Genomic DNA, 17,077 nt, shown 5'->3' with positions numbered 1-17,077 from the left:
CGAACGACAGCTAGGGGTGTGCAGTGGCTGGGAAGCTCGCCGTCATCGGTGCCGGACTGATGGGTTCCGGAATCGCGCAGGTCTCCGCTCAGGCGGGTTGGGACGTCGTGCTGCGCGACGTCACCGATGCCGCTCTGACGCGCGGTACCGACGGGATCAAGGCCTCGTACGACAGGTTCGTCTCCAAGGGCAAGCTGACGGCCGAGGACGCGGAGGCCGCCCTCGCCCGCATCACGACGACCACCGACCTCGAAGCGGTCTCCGACGCCGACATCGTCGTCGAGGCCGTCTTCGAGAAGCTCGAGGTCAAGCACGAGATCTTCCGCGCGCTCGACAAGCTGGTGCGCGAGGACGCGATCCTCGCCTCCAACACCTCGGCCATCCCGATCACCAAGATCGCGGCCGTGACGGAGCGTCCGGAGCGGGTCGTCGGCGCGCACTTCTTCTCGCCCGTCCCGATGATGCAGCTGTGCGAGCTCGTGCGCGGCTACAAGACGAGCGACGAAACCCTCGCCACCACCCGGGCGTTCGCCGAGTCCGTCGGCAAGACCTGCATCGTCGTCAACCGCGACGTCGCCGGTTTCGTGACGACCCGTCTGATCTCCGCGCTGGTCGTCGAAGCCGCCAAACTGTACGAATCGGGCGTCGCTTCGGCGGAGGACATCGACATCGCCTGCAAGCTGGGCTTCGGGCACGCGATGGGCCCGCTGGCCACCGCGGACCTCACCGGCGTCGACATCCTGCTGCACGCCACCAGCAACATCTACACCGAGTCGCAGGACGAGAAGTTCGCGCCGCCGGAGCTGATGCGCCGCATGGTGGACGCGGGCGACATCGGCCGCAAGAGCGGTCAGGGCTTCTACAAGCACTGAGGCGGGGACAGGGGGGCGTTCGAACGAGTCCTTCACCCCCCGGAGTGAATTAGGTATCGGTTCGCTCACGGTCGGCAACTTCCCCGCCCCTGAGGCAGTCAGTTGCAGTGAGAGTTGCCGACCACGGACCAGTCGGACCATTCGTACGCAGTACCGCACTGCCGGGAGCACACATGCACATCAGGGGCGACCACGCCGAACTCGCAGTCGGGGGTCGCCTCGACGTGCGCAGCGCGGCGGACGCCCGTACGGTCCTGCACACCGCCCTCGACGACGGTCACGGCGACCTCGTGCTGGACCTCACCGGGCTCGACTCCTGGGACGCGACGGGCCTCGGCGTGATCATGGGCGCCCACCGCCGGGCCGGCCGGACCGGCCGGCGGCTCGTGCTGCGCGGGGTGCCGCCGCAGATGCAGCGGCTGCTCGTCGCCACCCGGCTGCACCGGATCCTCGCGATCGAGGGCGGACTGGAAGCGGAGTCGCTGCCCCGCGCGTGACGCCCGCGACCGCGTGAGCGGCGCGAACGGGCCGCGCGAACGCACCGCGCGAACGTAACGGTCCGGTGGTGAAGGCACCCCTGCGGTTCCTGCGGGGCCGGGCACGGTCTAGGGTTCGGGCGGAAACCGGACCAGTAGCGACAGCGGCGTGTGCGAAGGCCGGGCGGTACGACGGCGCACGGCGCGATCGGAGGACTCGGTCATGGACCGCACTCAAGGGCAGGCCGATCCGGCCCAGCAGCCCGCACGGGTGGTGACGCTGACCGCCGGGGACTTCACCCTCACCGTGAACCCGGTCGACGGCAGCGAGATCGAGCCGACCCACCGCCCCGGCGGTGAACCCGCCGGCATCCCCGCCAAGCGCACCCCCGCCGCCCGCGCCTCCAGGGCGGCCGCCGCGCGGCCCCCCGTACCGCCGGGCGCCCCGGCCGGCACCCGGCCGCTGCTGGGCCGCGAGGAGGAGCACGAGCGCCTCGTACGGCTCCTCGCGCGCGGCCGCTCCGTACGGCTGACCGGCCCGCCCGGCTCCGGGCGCACCGCACTGCTCGACTCCGTGGCCGAAGCCTGCGCGGACATGGCCCCCGACGGGGTCGTACGGCTCTCCGCGCACGGGCACCAGCAGCCGGCCGAGCTGCTCCACGCGCTGTACGCCACCGTCTACGAGGCTCCGGCCGAGCGGCCCGACCGGGCCGGGCTCCTCGCCCGCGTGCGGGAGATCGGCGCGGTCGTCCTCCTCGACGACCTCGACATGGGCGGCCCCGCCCTCGACGAACTGCTGCGGGCCACCCCGGAGTGCGCCTACCTGCTGGCCGCCACCCCCGACACCCGGGCCCCCTCCGACGACTCGCACCTCGAAGAGGTCTTCCTCGGCGGGCTGGCCCGCGCCGACTGCGTGGCCCTGCTCGAAGCGGGCACCGGACGGGCCCTGACCGAGGCCGAGACGGCCTGGGCGGGAGACCTGCGCTTCGCCTCCGAGGGGCTGCCGCTGCGCTTCGTACAGGCCGCCGCCCTGCTGCGGCAGCGCGACGAGCTCAACCGGACCGACCCCGACGACGAGGACGAGGAGCCCGGCGTCTTCGAGGAGCGGCCGCGCGACACCGTCTTCGTGCCGCTGCCGACCCTGGCCGAGGGCGCCGCCCCGGCGGAGCTGCTGGCCTCGCGGGTCAGCGAATCGGCCCGGGCCGCGCTGCGGATCGCCTGCGCACTGGGCGGGGAGCTGCCCCACCACGCGCACCTGCCCGCGCTGGTCGGGGACACCCACGCCGACACGGCGGTCGCGGAACTGATCGACTGCGGGCTGCTGAGCCCCGTCGGGCCGCGCTACCGGCTGGCCGCGGGGGTCGCGCGGCAGCTGGAGGAGATCGGGTACGGGGACACCACGGCCGAGGAGGCCCGGACGGCCGCCCGGCACTACGCCTGGTGGACCGGGCACACCTCGGTGAGCCCGGAGCGCATCGCGTCGGAGGCCGACGCGGTGCTCGCTGCGCTGGCCGGGGCCGATGTGGTGGCCGCGGTACTGCTCGCGCGCACGGCGGCCCCGGCCTTCGCGGCCTCGCTGCACTGGGAGGCCTGGGAGCGGGTGCTGCGCTCGGGCGCGGAGGCCGCGCGCAAGGCCGGGGAGGTCGCGGAACAGGCGTACTTCCACCACGAGCTGGGCGTACTGGCCCTGTGCGAGGGCCGGCTCGACCGGGCGAGGGCGGAGCTGGAGGCCTCGATCGGGCTGCGCGGCGCGCTCGCCGACAAGCGGGGGACCGTGGCGGGACGGCGGGCGCTGGCCCTGGTCACCGACCGGGAGGCGGCCGGGGTCCAGGTGTCGCCGCCGCTGCGGCTGGCCCCGCCGGCGGCCTCTCCCGCTCCGGCGGCCCTGCCGCCCGCCGGTCCGGCCGCGGGGCTGCCCGCGGGGCCCGCGCCGAGGGGGTTCTCGCCCCCGGCCGGGGTGGCTCCGGTGTCCACCGTGAAGCCCGCGCCCGCACCCCTGGCCGCCGCCCTGGAGCCGCAGGACGCGGAAGCCGTCACGACGGTGGTGCCCGCGGTGGCGCCGGCCGGTTCCGTGGCGCCCGTGACCCTGGCGGAGGTGTTCGAGGACGCCTTCCCGCTCAACCCGGAGCCCGCGCCCGCGCCGAGGCCGCTGCCCGAGCCGCGGCCGAAGCCGCTGTCCGGGCGCAAGCCGCTCCTGCTGGCCGCGGCCGGGGCACTGACGGTGGTGGTGCTGGGCACGGTGGTGGCGCTGGCGATGTCCGGCGAGGAGCAGACCCCGCCGCCGGCCCAGGGGCCGGGCGTCTCCACGATCCCGACCACGGAGGAGTCACAGACGCAGCCGAGTGCGCCGGGTACGAGCGGGAACGATCCTTCACCGGCGCCGGAGGCCTCGTCCCCGGAAGCGCAGGCGCCGGGCACGACGCCGACGCCGCGGAGGTCCTCCTCGCACAAGCCGTCGCCGACCCCGCAGTCTTCGAGCCCGGTGGGCCCGACCCCGCCGGCGTCGAGCCCGGCCGATCCGACGCCCACGCCGACCAAGCCGCCGGAACCGACCGCGCCGACGACCCCGCCCGCGCCGACCCCGACGGCCACGACGGGCGCGCCGGCAAGCACGACGACGCCCTGAGACGGGCCCGTACGCCCTGAGACGGGCCGCGCACACGGCTGCGCGCCGCCACCGCGATCAGCGGCGGGCGGCGCGCAGAGGGAGCCAGGGGGAAGCCAGGGGGAAGCCAGGGGGCTAGAACAGGCGGAGCTTGTCGTCCTCGATGCCGCGCATGGCGTTGTAGTCGAGGATCACGCAGTCCATGCCGCGGTCGTTCGCCAGGACGCGGGCCTGGGGCTTGATCTCCTGGGCCGCGAAGATGCCCTTGACCGGCGCCAGGTGCGGGTCGCGGTTCAGGAGCTCCAGGTAGCGCGTGAGCTGCTCGACGCCGTCGATCTCGCCGCGCCGCTTGATCTCCACCGCGACCGTCGCGCCGGAGGCGTCCCGGCACAGGATGTCGACCGGGCCGATCGCCGTCATGTACTCGCGGCGGATCAGCGTGTACCCCTCGCCGAGGGTGTCGATCCGGTCGGCCAGGAGCTCCTGGAGGTGGGCCTCGACTCCGTCCTTGATCAGACCCGGGTCGGTGCCCAGCTCGTGCGAGGAGTCGTGGAGGACTTCCTCCATGGTGATGATGAGCTTCTCGCCCGCCTTGTTGACGACCGTCCAGACACCGGCCTCGTCCCCACTCCCCTCCTTGAGGGTGCACGGCGGCGACATCCAGTTGAGCGGTTTGTACGCTCGGTCGTCCGCGTGGATCGAGACACTGCCGTCGGCCTTCACGAGGATCAGACGGGGTGCCGAGGGCAGATGGGCGGTGAGCCGGCCCGCGTAATCGACGGAGCAGCGGGCAATGACGAGACGCATGGTCGGCAACGCTACTCGACCGACGGGCCTGCACGCGATTCGCCCCCGAAAGCCCCCTTCGTGGATGGCGCGTTGTATGCGCATTCTCCTGGTGCGGTACCCACGGGGCGCCTACCGTGGTGAGCGGGAGGTTGCGAAGCGTGCACACTGCGTCGCGATCTCCTTCCCTGCCCGTAAGGCTCCGGCAACCCAAACGGCCGGAGTCGCGAGAGGAGAACCCATGTCGCTCGACGTCTCACCGGCCCTACTCGAACAGGCCGAGCGAGGCGAGGTCGACGAAGCCGCTTTCGTCGACTGCGTCCGGACCTCCCTGCCCTACGCATGGGAGATGGTCAGCTCGCTGGTGGCCCAGCTGAAGGTGGACGGCGGACAGTTCGCCGACAACCAGACGCCGCCGCCGGACGAGCAGGCGCGTGGTCAGCTGCTGCGCGCCCTCGCGAGTGACGCGATACGGGGTGCGCTGCAGCGCCACTTCGGAGTGCGCCTGGCATTCCAGAACTGCCACCGGCTAGCGGTGTTCCCGCTCGACTCCTCGGTGGACGACCGGCTGGCCAAGTTCACTTCGATCCGTGGTCAGCTGCTCAACCAGTCGCCCGAGCTGCGCGACTGTTAGCAGGACGACCGTACGACCGCACCTCCGTACGACCGCACCTCCGCACGACGTCAGACCGCACGACCCGTATCGCGCTGCCGCTCCGGTGCCAACGGAGCGGCAGCCCTGGTCTCAGCCGAGCCGGGGCACCACTTCGGCGCCGAGGCGCCGGAGGTTCTCCTCCGTCGCGGCGAGGTCACCCGAACCTTCCGTCAGCAGGGCGAACCGCGTGATGCCCGTACGTTCCGACGTGACCGCCAGCCGGTCGGCCGCCAGCTCCGGTGTGCCCACGGGGTGCAGATCGCAGAGCAGTTCGGTGTACGCGACCGGGTCCCGCATCGCGCGCACGCGGCCGTCCACCGTGACGTGCGCGTCCAGGCCCTGCTTGAGCCAGCCCGGCATCGCCTTCAGCAGCGTTTCCCGGGCGTCCGCCGTCCGGTCCGCCAGCTGGCAGACCCCGGCCGACACGTGGCCCGCCTCCGGGCAGCGGCCCGCGGCCCGCGCCGTACGCCGCCACAGCTCGACCATCGCCGCCTTGTCCTCGTCCCCGCAGTGCATGCCGAGCAGCATCGGCAGTCCGCGCTCCGCGGCCAGCCGTACGGAGGCGGGGGAGGTGCACGCGACGATCAGTTCCGGCCCCGTCCCGTCCCCGTGCAGCGCCTCCGACGGACGCGGTACGACGGCCACCTCGCGGAACCCGTACCGGGCCCCGGCCTCCGCCCCCGCCACCCCCACCCGTGGTTCGGCGAGCCAGCGGCGGAGCAGGTCCAGGTCCTCCGGGAAGCGGTTCTCGTACGCGTCGAGCCCGCCGCCGAAGACCTCCAGGTCCACCCAGGGCCCGCCCCGCCCCACCCCCAGGGAGAACCGTCCCTCCGAGGTCAGGTGCAGCAGGGCCGCCTGTTCCCCCAGGGCCACGGGGTGGGCGCTCGGCAGCACGCTCACCGCGGTGCCCACGCGCAGCCGCCGGGTGCGGCCCAGCATCAGGGCCGCCAGGGTCACCGCCGACGGGCAGACCCCGTACGGGACGAAGTGGTGCTCGGCGACCCAGACCGAGTCGAGTCCGGCCTCCTCGGCCACCTCGGCCGTCCGCACCGCCCGGTGCAGTGCCTCTCCCGGTCCCTGGCCAGGGAACTGGGCCGCCAGTACAAACGCTCCTACGCGCATCGCCTTTAGCCTCCTCGCGGCTGACGCGGCCTCCCCCAGGCGGACCGGTTTCCTTACCGGCAACAACGTCTGACACGTGCCAAAGGCACGGCCTGACAGGAAAGTTATTGGGATTGTCGGGCCAGTCGCGCGCTTTTCGGATGGTGGGCCTGGTGGTCGTCCTTCGGCCACCCTGCGGGTACCCGCTCTCGCTGCGCGTAGTCTGGGAGAAAGTCACTGCCGTCCGCCCATCCGTGAGGTATACGTGTCTCCGCGCCACAACCGCCCCCGGGGCGGCGAGAATCCAGCCGATCGTTCGGACCAGGGCTCGGGCCCTGGCGGCGGCCTCGACCGGTACGGCCTGGAGCGCACGGAGGAGTACCAGGGCGAGGAGTGGAAGGTCCGGCACGTCGCGGGTGCGAGCGCGGCGGGCAAGCGGTACCGCTGCCCCGGCTGCGACCAGGAGATCCCCTCCGGCACCCCGCACCTGGTGGCCTGGCCGGAGTACGGCGGCGTCGACGACCGCCGGCACTGGCACAAGGCCTGCTGGAACGCGAAGGACCGCCGCACCTCCAAGGTGCAGCGGTCCCGCAACGCTCCCAAGTACTAGGTCGGCTCCTTCGGATCTTGCCAGGCGTCGCGGGCCCGGCAAGATCCGAAAGAGACGGCCCAGCCGCGGCGGCCCGGCCTACACGTCCCGGCGCCCGGTCACCACGTACGAGGCGGCCACCATCGTGCCCGTCAGCAGCAGGATCAGCAGCATGTGGCTCAGGCTGCTCGGGGACCCGAGGCCGTCCGCGGCCGGGTCCGGGTCGTCACTACCGGTGGGCAGCCCGAAGAGCTCCATCAGCGCCACCGGCGAGTTGTACTGGAGCAGGGCGCGGCCGAAGGGGGCGAGCGCCTCCCAGCTGGTGACCACCGCCCCTATGACCGGCGGCAGCGTGACGAGGCCGAGCATCACGGCGATCGCGCCGGCGGAGTGCCGCACCAGCGCCCCGACCGCCATGGCCAGCACGCCGAGCAGGGTCACGTAGAGGCTGCCGAGGAGCCCGGAGGCCCACTCCGAGGCCGTGTGCACCCCGGAGCCCGGGCCGTCGTGCAGGATCGACGCGGTGAGCCCGACCAGGCTGACCGACCCGGCCGTGGCGAGGAACGCGGTGATGCCGAAGACGAGGTACTTCGCGGTGAGCACCCGGTACCGGTCGGGGGCCGCCGTGAAGGTGGTGCGGACCAGGCCGGTGCCGTACTCGGAGGTGATCGTCAGCACCCCGAGCACCATCACCGAGAGCTGCCCGACCAGCAGTCCGAACAGCGCGGGGGCGACGAAGGGCATCTGCTCGTAGTCCAGGGACCTGGTCTGCACGATCACCGCGCCGCCGATGCCGGTGACGAGCAGCACCATCGAGCCGAGCGTCCACATCGTGGAGCGCACCGAGGTCAGCTTCGTCCACTCCGAGGCCAGCGCGTGCCCCAGGTGCGGCCGGGGGGTCGGCAGGGGCGAGCTGTAGCCCTTCGGGCCCCGCTCCCCGGCGGTCGCGGTCGTCGGGGCGCTCATCTGCTGTCCTCGGGCTTCTGCGCGGGGGCGTGGACGGGGTCGGGGTCGGGGGAGTGCGCGGCGGCGGGGGCGGCGAGCTCGCCCGCGGTGGCGGGCATCAGGAACGGCTGCCCGTCCGCCCCGGGCGGCGGGGGCGCGAAGAATCCCGCCTGCGGGACCCGCAGGGCCTCGGCGGGCTCCTCGTCCTCCCACTTCGGGACGCTCAGCGGTTCGGGCTCCCACAGCCCGGCGCGCGGGTCCTCGGTGGAGGTGTACTCGACGGAGGACTGGGTCATCCGCATGTACGCCTCCTCCAGCGAGGCCCGGTGCGGCGACAGCTCCCACAGCCGTACGCCGGCCGCGTGCGCGAGGTCCGAGATCCGCGGCAGCTCCAGGCCGGTCACGCGCAGTGCCCCGTCGGGCTCCCTGAGCACCCGGGCGCCCGCCTTGGTGAGGACGGAACCCAGCGTGTCCCAGCCGGCCGGGTCGGTGTCGGCCGTGCGGACCCGGGCGAATCCGGCCGAGTTGTGGGTGATGAAATCCTGGGTGCTCATGTCGGCGAGCAGCCGGCCCCGGCCGATCACGATCAGGTGGTCGGCGGTCAGCGCCATCTCGCTCATCAGGTGGGAGGAGACGAAGACGGTGCGGCCCTCGGAGGCGAGGTGACGCATCAGGTTTCGGACCCAGAGGATGCCCTCCGGGTCGAGGCCGTTGACCGGCTCGTCGAAGAGCAGCACCTGGGGGTCGCCGAGCAGGGCGGTCGCGATGCCGAGCCGCTGGCCCATGCCGAGGGAGAAGCCCTTCGTGCGCTGCCGGGCCACGTCCTGGAGGCCCACGACGCCCAGGACCTCGTCCACCCGCTTCTCGGGGATCCCGGAGAGCTGGGCGACCGACAGGAGGTGGGTGCGGGCCCTGCGGCCGCCGTGCACGGCCTTGGCGTCGAGCAGGGCGCCGACGTGGCGCTGGGCGTTCGGGAGATCGCGGAAGGGCCGGCCGTTGATCGTGACGCGGCCGGAGGTGGGGCGGTCCAGGCCGACGATCATGCGCATCGTGGTGGACTTCCCGGAGCCGTTGGGCCCCAGGAATCCCGTCACGTGACCCGGCCTGACCTGGAAGGAGAGGTCGTCGACGGCGGTCTTCGCGCCGAAGCGCTTGGTCAGGCCGACGGCCTCGATCATGTGCTCTGCCCCTTGCCCGGCGGGGACGACGTTCGCCCTGTAAGGGTTAAGAGGATATCCAGTCTCCTACGGTTCCGCCTCGTCCCCGAGCCTGACCCGACCCTGACCCGCCCCTGAGGCCGACCCGGGGATCTCCCGTAGGACGTCAGGCGTCCCTGCCCTTTGACGCTCTTTACGTCAGGCGTCCCTGTTCTTGAGGACGAGGTAGCCCCCGAGCACCGAGGCGGCCACCCACAGGAGCATGATCCCGAGGCCGCCGTAGGGACCGTAGGGAGTCTCCGGGCTGCCCATGGCGTCCGGCACGATCTGCATGATCTTCGATCCCGCCTTGTCGGGCAGGTACTGGCCGTACTTGCGGGTCGACTCGAAGCCGCTGAGGAGGTTCGAGACGATCAGGAAGAACGGGATCAGCACGCTGATCGAGGCGACCGAGCTGCGCAGCATGGCGGCCACGCCCATGGAGAACAGGGCCAGGAGCGCCATGTACAGGCCGGCGCCGACGACCGCGCGCAGGACGTGCTCCTCGCCGATGCCGCTGGCGCGGTCGCCCAGGATCGCCTGGACGAGGAAGAACGAGACGAAGCTGGTCAGCAGCCCGACCACCAGGGCCAGCGCCGTGGCCACGGTGAGCTTGCCCAGCAGGAAGCTCCCGCGCCGGGGGACGGCGGCCAGCGAGGTGCGGATCATGCCCGAGCTGTACTCGGTGCTGACGACGAGCACACCGAAGACGATCATCGCCAGCTGGCCGAACTGCATCCCGGTGAAGCTCAGCAGGGTGGGGTCGAACGTGGCCTTCTCCTCCGGCTTCATGCTGTCGAAGCTCGCGTTGATCAGGGCGGACAGGCCGGTGCTGAACCCGACGGTGGCGAGGAACGCGATGGCGAGGGTCCAGCTCGTGGAGGCGACCGTACGGATCTTGGTCCACTCGGACTCGAGGACTGCGGGCAGTGCCATGCTCACTTACCGCCCTTGCGCGTCGCCTCGAAGCCGGCGCCCCACGCGGGGACGTCGGCCGGCCGGGCCGGATTGTCGGTGGCCGCGCCCGGACCCGCCGGGAACCCCGGGGCCCCCGGTGCGTGGGCGTGGTATTCGACGGAGTCCGCCGTCATGCGCATGAACGCTTCCTCCAGTGAAGCCCGCTGCGGGCTGAGTTCGTGCAGCACGATCTGGTGCTGGGCGGCCAGCTCGCCGAGCCGCTCCGCCTCCACGCCGTCGATCTCCAGCGTGCCGGTCGCCGGGACGCTGATCGCGTCGATCCCGGCTTCGTGCAGGACGTCCTTGAGCCGTTCCTGCTGCGGAGAGCGCATGCGGACGTAACTGCGGGAGTTCTGCTGGATGAAATCGGCCATGGACAGGTCGGCGAGGAGTTTTCCCTGTCCGATGACGACCAAATGCTCTGCGGTCAGTGCCATTTCGCTCATCAGGTGGGAGGAAACGAAGATCGTCCTTCCCTCTGCCGCGAGCCCCTTCATGAGATTGCGGATCCAGAGAATTCCCTCGGGGTCCAGACCGTTGACGGGTTCGTCGAACATCAGGATCTCCGGGTCACCGAGCAGCGCGGAGGCGATTCCGAGCCGTTGGCCCATGCCCAGCGAAAATCCTTTCGACTTCTTCTTCGCCACGGCGGTCAGGCCGACCAGGTCCAGGACCTCCGACACGCGGCTGCGCGGGATCCGGTTGGACTGGGCGAGGCAGAGCAGGTTGTTGTACGCGCTGCGCCCGCCGTTCATCGCCTTCGCGTCCAGCAGCGCCCCGATGTACTTCAGTGGCTCCGGCAGGTCCCGGTAGTGAACCCCGTCGATCCGGACCGTACCGCTGGTCGGATTGTCGAGGTCGAGCATCATGCGCATGGTCGTGGACTTCCCGGCCCCGTTGGGGCCGAGGAAGCCGGTGACCACCCCCGGTTTGACCTGGAAGCTGAGGTTGTCCACGGCGGTCTTCGCGCCGAATCGTTTCGTGAGTCCCTCGAGCTCGATCATTCAGCCACGCTAGAACGCCCGAGGGTCCTGCGCCACCTCTAACAGGTGACACAGGACCCTCGGTGTTGAAGCGGAGCGTTGGCTTCCGGCGGCTGGCGGGCGACTAGCGGCTCTGCTGCGCCGGAACGCCGCGGGTGACCGGCTCGTCGTCGATCGGGGAAGCGGCGGCGGCGACCGCGGCACCCGTCAGCGTCGCCAGCATCTCGCGGACGTTGGTGAGCTGCGCGTTGATCGAGTCGCGGCGGTTGGTGAGCGCCGCCAGCTCGCGCTCGGACTCGCTGCGGATCCGGTCGGCCTTGGCGTTGGCGTCGGCCACGATGTCCTCGGCCTGGCGCTGCGCGGTCTCCACGGTCTGGCGGGCGCGGCGCTCGGCGTCCGTACGGAGCTTCTCGGCCTCCAGGCGCAGCTGCTCCGCGCGGTGCTCGATCTCCGCGAGGCGCTTCTCGGCCTTGGCCTGACGGCCGGCCAGGTCGCGCTCGGACTGCTCGCGGCGCTTGGCGAGGTTGGTCTCGAAGTCCGCGGCGGCCTGGGCGGCCTTCGCACGGGTCTCCTCGAAGAGCGCGTCGGCCTCCTCGCGCTTGGAGGCCGCGTCCTTCTGGGCCTCGGTGCGCAGCGAGGCGGCGTCGCCCTTGGCCTTCTCGACGATCCGGACACCCTCGTCCTCGGCGGTCGACTTCCGGTCGGCGGCGAACGACTCGGCGTCGTTGCGCACCTGCTGGGCGGCCGACTCGGCCAGCTCACGGTGCTGCTCGGCCGCGCGACGGGCCTCCTCGCGCAGGTCCTTCGCCTCCTCCTCGGCCAGGCGCAGGATCTTCTCGACCCGGGCGCCGAGGCCGGCGTACGACGGCTCGGCGTCGTTCACCTGGGCCTGGGCGTTCTGCGTCTCGAGGTGCAACTCCTCGATCCGCTTTTCCAGAGAGTTGATACGTCCAAGGGCGCTGTCGCGGTCGGAGACCAGCTTGGTGATGCGGTCGTCCACCTGACCGCGGTCGTAACCACGCCGCACGAGCTCGAAGCCGAAGGGGGAGGAAGTGTCGCTCATGGGGTTCCTGTCGAATGAGACCGATGAGGTACTACGCGAGGTGTTAGGTGTTAAGGGGAATCCTAGGCGCCAGGACGGCGTGTCATCGAGTCAATCTGCGTTTGATCTGGACAATGACACCCCTTTTGAGTGGCAAGGCGACAGAATGCTTGTCACTCGTTCGCCTGAACCTCCATCAGGAGCACACGGTCCTGCGCACTGACTAGCCTTCTGACGTCTTGCCACCCGAACGAGTGGAACCCGCTGTGGCACCGGCCTTCACGCCCCCCGCGCCCTGGCCGCCGCCCCCGGGCTTTCCGCCACCCGAAGGCGCCTCGAATGATTCCAACGCCTCAAGAACGTCCTGGACACGGGAGATCTCCGCCTGAATGTCCTCGCGCCTGCGCACCAGGACCGCCAGCTCGCGCCGGCCCTCATCGACGAGCCGCTCGGCCTCCGCGGTCGCTTCCGCCAGACGGCCCTCTGCCAGCCGCACCAGCTCGGCCTTCTTCTGCTCGGCCTCCTTGAGCAGCGCCTCCGCCTTGCGCACCGCGGCGATACGGACCTTGCTCGCCTCGCTGCTCGCGTCCGACACCAGCTCCTTGGCCTTCGCCTCGGACTCGACGCTCTGCTCGGTCGCCGCCCGCACCAGCTTGTCCACGCGCTCGCCGGCCGACTTCATCTGCTCGGCCGACTCCCGGCGGGCCCGCTCGTGCAGCTCCTCGACCTCCGCCTCGACGCGGCCGCGCAGCTCCTCCGCCCGTTCCCTTATGGCCGACGCGTCGCTGCGCGCCCCCACCAGCAGTTCGTCGGCGTCGGTACGGGCCTTCTCCACCAGGGAGTTGCCCTCGACGGTCGCCTCGGAACTGATCCGCGCGGCTTCCTTGCGCGCCGCGTCGACCATCGCGTCCGCCTGCTCCTCGGCCGCCGTCGTGGCGGCCAGGGCCTGCTTCTGCGCGTCCCCGGTGAGCTTCTCGGCCTCCGAGGAGGCCTCCGTGATGAGCCGGTCGACCTGCGTCGCGGCCTCGCTGCGGCGCTTGTTGGCCTCCTCGCGGGCCTCGTCCAGCATCCGCTCCGACTCGGCGCGGGCCTCGCCGCGGATCCGCTCCGCCTCGGTCGCCGCCTCCGCCTTGACCCGCTCGGCCTCGGACCGGGTGCGGGTCGCGTGCTCCTGCGCCGAGGACAGGGCCTCGGACGCCTCCGCGCGCAGCCGCTCGGCCTCGTTCGCCGCCTCACCGACCGTGCGCTCGTTGTCCTTGCGGGTCTGCTCGGTGAGCCGGTCCGCTTCCGCGACCGCCTCGCCGATCAGCTGGTCGGCCTGCTCGGCGGCATCGGTACGGATCCGTCCCGCCTCGGTGCGCGCCTCGTCCAGGGCCTGCTCGGACTCCCGCTCGGCGCCCGCCAGCGTCTCGTTCGCCGCGACCGTGACGCGGTCCGCCTCCGCGGTGGCCTCGCCGATGATCCGGCCGCCCTCCGCGCGGGCGTCGTCCAGGGTGCGCGCCGCCTCGGTCCGCAGCCGGTCGGCCTCCGCCGCGGCCTCCCCGACGGTCGCCTCGTTGGCCTTGCGCGTCTCGTCGACGAGCCGGTCGCCCTCGGTGCGGGCGTCGACGAGGATCCCCGTCGCGTCCCGCTCGGCGCCGGCCAGCGTCGCGGCCGCCTGGGCCGTGAGCCGCTCCGCCTCCGCCCGCGCCCCGTCCAGGGCGGCGGCCGCCTCCGCCCGCAGTTCCCCGGCCGCGGTCTCGGCCGCGCCGACGGTCAGCGCGTTGGCCGCGCGGGTCTCCTCCGTGTGCCGGTCGGCCTCCGCGGTGGCCTCGGAGATCAGGCGGTCCGCATGCTCCGCCGCCTCCGTGCGCAGCCGGTTCGCCTCGGCGCGGCCCTCGTCCAGCGCGCCCGCGGCCTCGGCGCGGGTCGCCTCGGCGGCCGCCAGGGCCTGTGCCGTGAGCCGCTCCGCCTCCGCGGCGGCCTCGCCGACGGTGACGTCGTTGGCCGCGCGTGTCTCCCCGGTGAGCCGCTCGGCCTCGGCCGTGGCCTCCGCCACGATCCGGCCGCCCTCGGCGCGCGCGGACTCCAGGGACTCCGCGGCCTCGCCGCGGATCCGGTTCGCGTCGTCCCGGGCGTCGGCCTTCGTACGGGCCGCGTCGCGCTCGGACGCGGCCAGCGCGTCCGTGGCCTCCGTGCGCACCCGCTGCGCGTACTCCGCGGTGTCGCTGCGCAGCTGCTCGGCCTCGGCGATCGCGTCGCCGACCGTCCGCTCGGCCAGCGCCTTCGCCGCGTCCGTCTCGGTGCGCGCCTCGCTGCGGATCCGGTTGGCGTCCTCGGTGGCCCGCTCCCGCTCCGCGTAGGCGTCGGAGCGGACCCGGTCGGCCTCTTCCTCCGCCTCGGTCCGCGTGCGCTGTGCCGCGTGCTCGGCCGCGCTGCGCAGCCCCGCGACCTCTTCCTCGGCCTGCTCGTGCAGCCCGGCCACGGAATCGCGTACCTGCTGGGCGGTGGCCTCGGCCGCCGCGACCACCTCGGACGCGCGCCGCTCGGCCTCCTCGGTGAGCCAGACCGCTTCTGCCTGGGCCTCCTCGGAACGCTTGCGGGCCTGGGCGAGGAGCTCCTCGCTCTGCTCCCGGGCCTGCGCCCGCTCGCTCTCCGCGTCCGTGCGCGCCGAAGCCAGGGTCTCCTCGGACTCCCGGCGGCGCCGGGCGGCCTCCTCCTGGGCGGCGGCCAGCGCCTCGGCGGCCTCCTGCGCGACCCGCTCGGCGGCGGCCTTGGCCTCCGCGCGCAGCCGGTCGGCGGTCTCCTGCGCCTCGGAGCGCAGCCGCTCCGCCTCGGCCTCGGCCTCGCCGGTCAGCCGTACCGCGCTCTGCTCGGCCTCGGCGCGGACCCGGCCGGCGTCCTCGGCGGCGTCGGTGCGCAGCTGGTCGGCCTCCGCCTCCGACTGCGTCTGCAGGGTGCGGATGCGCTCCGCGGACTCGGCGCGCAGCCGGTCGCTCTCCTCGGTGGTCTCCTTGCGGATGTTCTCGGCGGCCTCCCGGGCGTCGCGCAGGGTCTGCTCGGCGCCGGCCAGGCGTCCCTCGGCGTCGGTGTGCAGCCGGACGAGCTCTTCGTCGGCCTCCGCCCGCTTCGCGGACAGGGCCTGCTCGGTCTCCTCGCGCCGCAGGGCCGCCGCGGCGTCCGCCTCGGCCCGGACGGATTCCGCCTGCCCCTCGGCCTCCGCGCGCAGCCGCTCGGCCTCGGCGCGGGTCCGCTCCAGGGTCTCCTCGGCCTGCTTGCGCAGGGTGGTGGCCCGCTCGACGGCTTCGCCGCGGACGCGCTCGCTCTCGGCGTTCGCCCCGGTGCGCACCTCGTCGGCGTCGGAGCGGGCCTTGCCCAGCAGCTCCTCGGCGGTGCGGGCCGCCTCCTCGATCTGCTGGACCGCCTCGCGGCGGGCCTCGCCGCGGATCCGCTCGCCTTCGGCGACGGCCTCCGCGCGCAGCTGCTCGGCCTCGCCGCGCAGCCGGCGGGCCTCCTCCTGGAGCTCGACCGTACGGGCCCGGTACTCCTCGGTGTCGTCCTTCGCGGCGCCCTTGAGCTCGTCGGCCGAGGCCGCGGCCTGGGCCTGCAGGCGCAAGGCCTCCGCCTCGGCCTCGCCGCGGATCCGTTCGGCCTCCTCGGACGCCGCCCGGGTGGTGGCGCGGGCGTCCTCCGAGGCCTTGTCCAGGACTTCCTCGGCGGTGCGGGCCGCCCTGGCCAGCTGGGCCGCGGCGTCCTCGGCGGCCGCGGTACGGGCCTGCTCGCCCGCCTCGCCGCGCAGCCGGTCCGCGTCCGCGCGGGCATCGGCCAGCGCCTGCTCGGCCTCGCCCTTGAGGATCTCGGCTTCCTTGGTGGCCTCGCCGACCAGGCGGGCCACCTGCTCCTTGGCGGTGCGGGTGCGCTGCTCGTTGACGGATTCCGCCGAGGCGAGCTGCCGTGCGGCGCTCTCCTTGGCCTCCGCCAGCAGCTTCTCCGCGGCCGCGCGTGCCTCCCGTAGGGCCCCGTCGGCCTCCTGGGCGCGCTGCTCGGCGACCCGGCCCAGGTCCATCGTCTGCTGGCGGGTCTGCTCGGCCTCGGCGGAGGTGCTGGAGCGCAGCCGCTCCGCGTGCTCGGTGGCCTCCTGGGCCTGCGCGGAGGCGGCGGTCAGCAGCCGCTCGGCCTCCTTGCGGGCGCGCAGCAGCGTGGATTCGGCCTCGGCGCGGGCGGATTCGTTCTCGGAGGCGAGCCGGCGGGTGGCCTCGGAGGTGACCCGGGCGGCCTCGGCGCGCGCGACGTTGAGGGTCTGGTCGGCCTCGGCGCGGGACTCGTCCATGAGCCGGCGGGCCTGCGATTCGGTGCGGGCGCGCAACTGCTCGGCCCAGGCCACGTTCTCGTTGACGTGGGCTTCCACCGTCTGGCGGCGCTCGGCCAGCTCCTGGTCCAGGCGCTGGCGGCGGTTGACGGCCTCGGCGTGCAGTTCGGCCTGGAGCCGCGCCTGGTGCTCGGCGTGCTCCTGGAGGATGCGCTGGGTCTGCGCCCGTACGTCGCGCAGCTCGCGCTCGGCGTCGGAACGCATCTGGTCGGCCTGGATCTGGGCATTACGGAGCAGCTGCTCCGCCTGGTAGCCCATGTCCGCGCCGTCGTAGGCGGGGCGGGACGCCAGATTGCGGCGTACCTCGTGGAGCTTGGCGCGCAGCACCTCGACCTGGTACCCCAGGTCATCGGCGTGCTGGACGGCCTTCCCACGCTCCTTCTTCAGCCGCTCCATCTCGGCTTCGAAGCGCGAGAGATGGTCGGCCTCGGCCTGTTGGCTCTCCTGGCTTTCGTAGCCCCGCACAGCGCGGTCCCATCCGTCCCCTGGTCGCAAGCTCATTCCCAAATGAGCACCGTCCGC

At 72.9% G+C, this 17,077-nt stretch carries 13 protein-coding genes; 5 read left to right on the top strand and 8 right to left on the bottom strand.

Annotated elements, in window-relative coordinates:
* Positions 1–23: 23 nt before the first annotated feature.
* The 3 genes from OG904_RS08035 (at position 24) to OG904_RS08025 (ending at position 3,974) form a co-directional block, all read left to right on the top strand.
* Positions 24–872, top strand: a complete 849-nt coding sequence (locus OG904_RS08035; RefSeq protein ID WP_405488795.1) for a 3-hydroxyacyl-CoA dehydrogenase family protein — start codon at positions 24–26, stop codon at positions 870–872.
* Positions 873–1,045: 173 nt separating this feature from the next.
* Positions 1,046–1,369: an STAS domain-containing protein gene (locus OG904_RS08030; protein ID WP_243336243.1), complete on the top strand. Its 324-nt coding sequence runs from the start codon at positions 1,046–1,048 to the stop codon at positions 1,367–1,369.
* A gap of 202 nt (positions 1,370–1,571) precedes the next feature.
* On the top strand, positions 1,572–3,974 hold the full coding sequence (locus tag OG904_RS08025; RefSeq protein ID WP_405488792.1) for an ATP-binding protein: 2,403 nt from the start codon (positions 1,572–1,574) through the stop codon (positions 3,972–3,974).
* 114 nt (positions 3,975–4,088) lie between these two features.
* On the opposite strand, the gene nucS is transcribed toward OG904_RS08025, so the two are convergent.
* Entirely contained in the window at positions 4,089–4,760 is a 672-nt protein-coding gene (nucS, locus tag OG904_RS08020) for an endonuclease NucS (protein ID WP_405488790.1), read from the bottom strand.
* A 220-nt stretch (positions 4,761–4,980) separates the two neighbouring features.
* On the opposite strand from nucS, the gene OG904_RS08015 reads away from it, so the two are divergent.
* A complete protein-coding gene (locus tag OG904_RS08015; RefSeq protein ID WP_356649321.1) occupies positions 4,981–5,373 on the top strand; it encodes an SCO5389 family protein in 393 nt (130 codons plus the stop codon).
* Between the two features lie 111 nt (positions 5,374–5,484).
* Here the strand turns inward: OG904_RS08015 and OG904_RS08010 are convergent, their stop codons facing one another.
* Positions 5,485–6,516, bottom strand: coding sequence for an LLM class flavin-dependent oxidoreductase (locus tag OG904_RS08010; protein WP_405488788.1), 1,032 nt, complete (start codon positions 6,514–6,516; stop codon positions 5,485–5,487).
* A 244-nt stretch (positions 6,517–6,760) separates the two neighbouring features.
* On the opposite strand from OG904_RS08010, the gene OG904_RS08005 reads away from it, so the two are divergent.
* Positions 6,761–7,105: an ATP/GTP-binding protein gene (locus tag OG904_RS08005; protein WP_405488786.1), complete on the top strand. Its 345-nt coding sequence runs from the start codon at positions 6,761–6,763 to the stop codon at positions 7,103–7,105.
* Between the two features lie 78 nt (positions 7,106–7,183).
* On the opposite strand, the gene OG904_RS08000 is transcribed toward OG904_RS08005, so the two are convergent.
* The 6 genes from OG904_RS08000 to scy all read right to left on the bottom strand — a co-directional run bounded on the left by OG904_RS08000 (position 7,184) and on the right by scy (position 17,020).
* Complete coding sequence (locus OG904_RS08000) at positions 7,184–8,050, bottom strand: ABC transporter permease (protein ID WP_405488784.1); 867 nt, start codon at positions 8,048–8,050, stop codon at positions 7,184–7,186.
* Positions 8,047–9,207 (bottom strand): ABC transporter ATP-binding protein, encoded by a 1,161-nt coding sequence (locus tag OG904_RS07995; RefSeq protein WP_405488782.1) that lies wholly within the window; start codon positions 9,205–9,207, stop codon positions 8,047–8,049. Before OG904_RS07995 ends, OG904_RS08000 begins: the two co-directional genes overlap by 4 nt.
* Positions 9,208–9,384: 177 nt before the next feature.
* Complete coding sequence (locus OG904_RS07990) at positions 9,385–10,161, bottom strand: ABC transporter permease (RefSeq protein WP_405488780.1); 777 nt, start codon at positions 10,159–10,161, stop codon at positions 9,385–9,387.
* 2 nt (positions 10,162–10,163) lie between these two features.
* A complete protein-coding gene (locus OG904_RS07985) occupies positions 10,164–11,186 on the bottom strand; it encodes an ABC transporter ATP-binding protein (protein WP_405488778.1) in 1,023 nt (340 codons plus the stop codon).
* Positions 11,187–11,289: 103 nt separating this feature from the next.
* Positions 11,290–12,228, bottom strand: coding sequence for a cellulose-binding protein (locus OG904_RS07980; RefSeq protein WP_328300842.1), 939 nt, complete (start codon positions 12,226–12,228; stop codon positions 11,290–11,292).
* 202 nt (positions 12,229–12,430) lie between these two features.
* Positions 12,431–17,020 (bottom strand): polarized growth protein Scy, encoded by a 4,590-nt coding sequence (scy, locus tag OG904_RS07975; RefSeq protein WP_405488775.1) that lies wholly within the window; start codon positions 17,018–17,020, stop codon positions 12,431–12,433.
* Between the last annotated feature and the right edge of the window lie 57 nt (positions 17,021–17,077).

Source organism: Streptomyces sp. NBC_00096, from assembly GCF_045041305.1.
Lineage (GTDB): Bacteria > Actinomycetota > Actinomycetes > Streptomycetales > Streptomycetaceae > Streptomyces.
The sequence above is the reverse complement of the archived record's forward strand: the minus strand, read 5'-3'. Positions and strand labels throughout refer to the sequence as shown.

Bases quoted from the DNA above. Each gene is read 5' to 3' on its own strand.
- OG904_RS08030 (WP_243336243.1), top strand. From the start codon at position 1,046: ATGCACATCAGGGGCGACCACGCCGAACTCGCAGTCGGGGGTCGCCTC.
- OG904_RS08025 (WP_405488792.1), top strand. From the start codon at position 1,572: ATGGACCGCACTCAAGGGCAGGCCGATCCGGCCCAGCAGCCCGCACGG.
- nucS (WP_405488790.1), bottom strand. From the start codon at position 4,760: ATGCGTCTCGTCATTGCCCGCTGCTCCGTCGATTACGCGGGCCGGCTC.
- OG904_RS08015 (WP_356649321.1), top strand. From the start codon at position 4,981: ATGTCGCTCGACGTCTCACCGGCCCTACTCGAACAGGCCGAGCGAGGC.
- OG904_RS08010 (WP_405488788.1), bottom strand. From the start codon at position 6,516: ATGCGCGTAGGAGCGTTTGTACTGGCGGCCCAGTTCCCTGGCCAGGGA.
- OG904_RS08000 (WP_405488784.1), bottom strand. From the start codon at position 8,050: ATGAGCGCCCCGACGACCGCGACCGCCGGGGAGCGGGGCCCGAAGGGC.
- OG904_RS07995 (WP_405488782.1), bottom strand. From the start codon at position 9,207: ATGATCGAGGCCGTCGGCCTGACCAAGCGCTTCGGCGCGAAGACCGCC.
- OG904_RS07990 (WP_405488780.1), bottom strand. From the start codon at position 10,161: ATGGCACTGCCCGCAGTCCTCGAGTCCGAGTGGACCAAGATCCGTACG.
- OG904_RS07985 (WP_405488778.1), bottom strand. From the start codon at position 11,186: ATGATCGAGCTCGAGGGACTCACGAAACGATTCGGCGCGAAGACCGCC.
- OG904_RS07980 (WP_328300842.1), bottom strand. From the start codon at position 12,228: ATGAGCGACACTTCCTCCCCCTTCGGCTTCGAGCTCGTGCGGCGTGGT.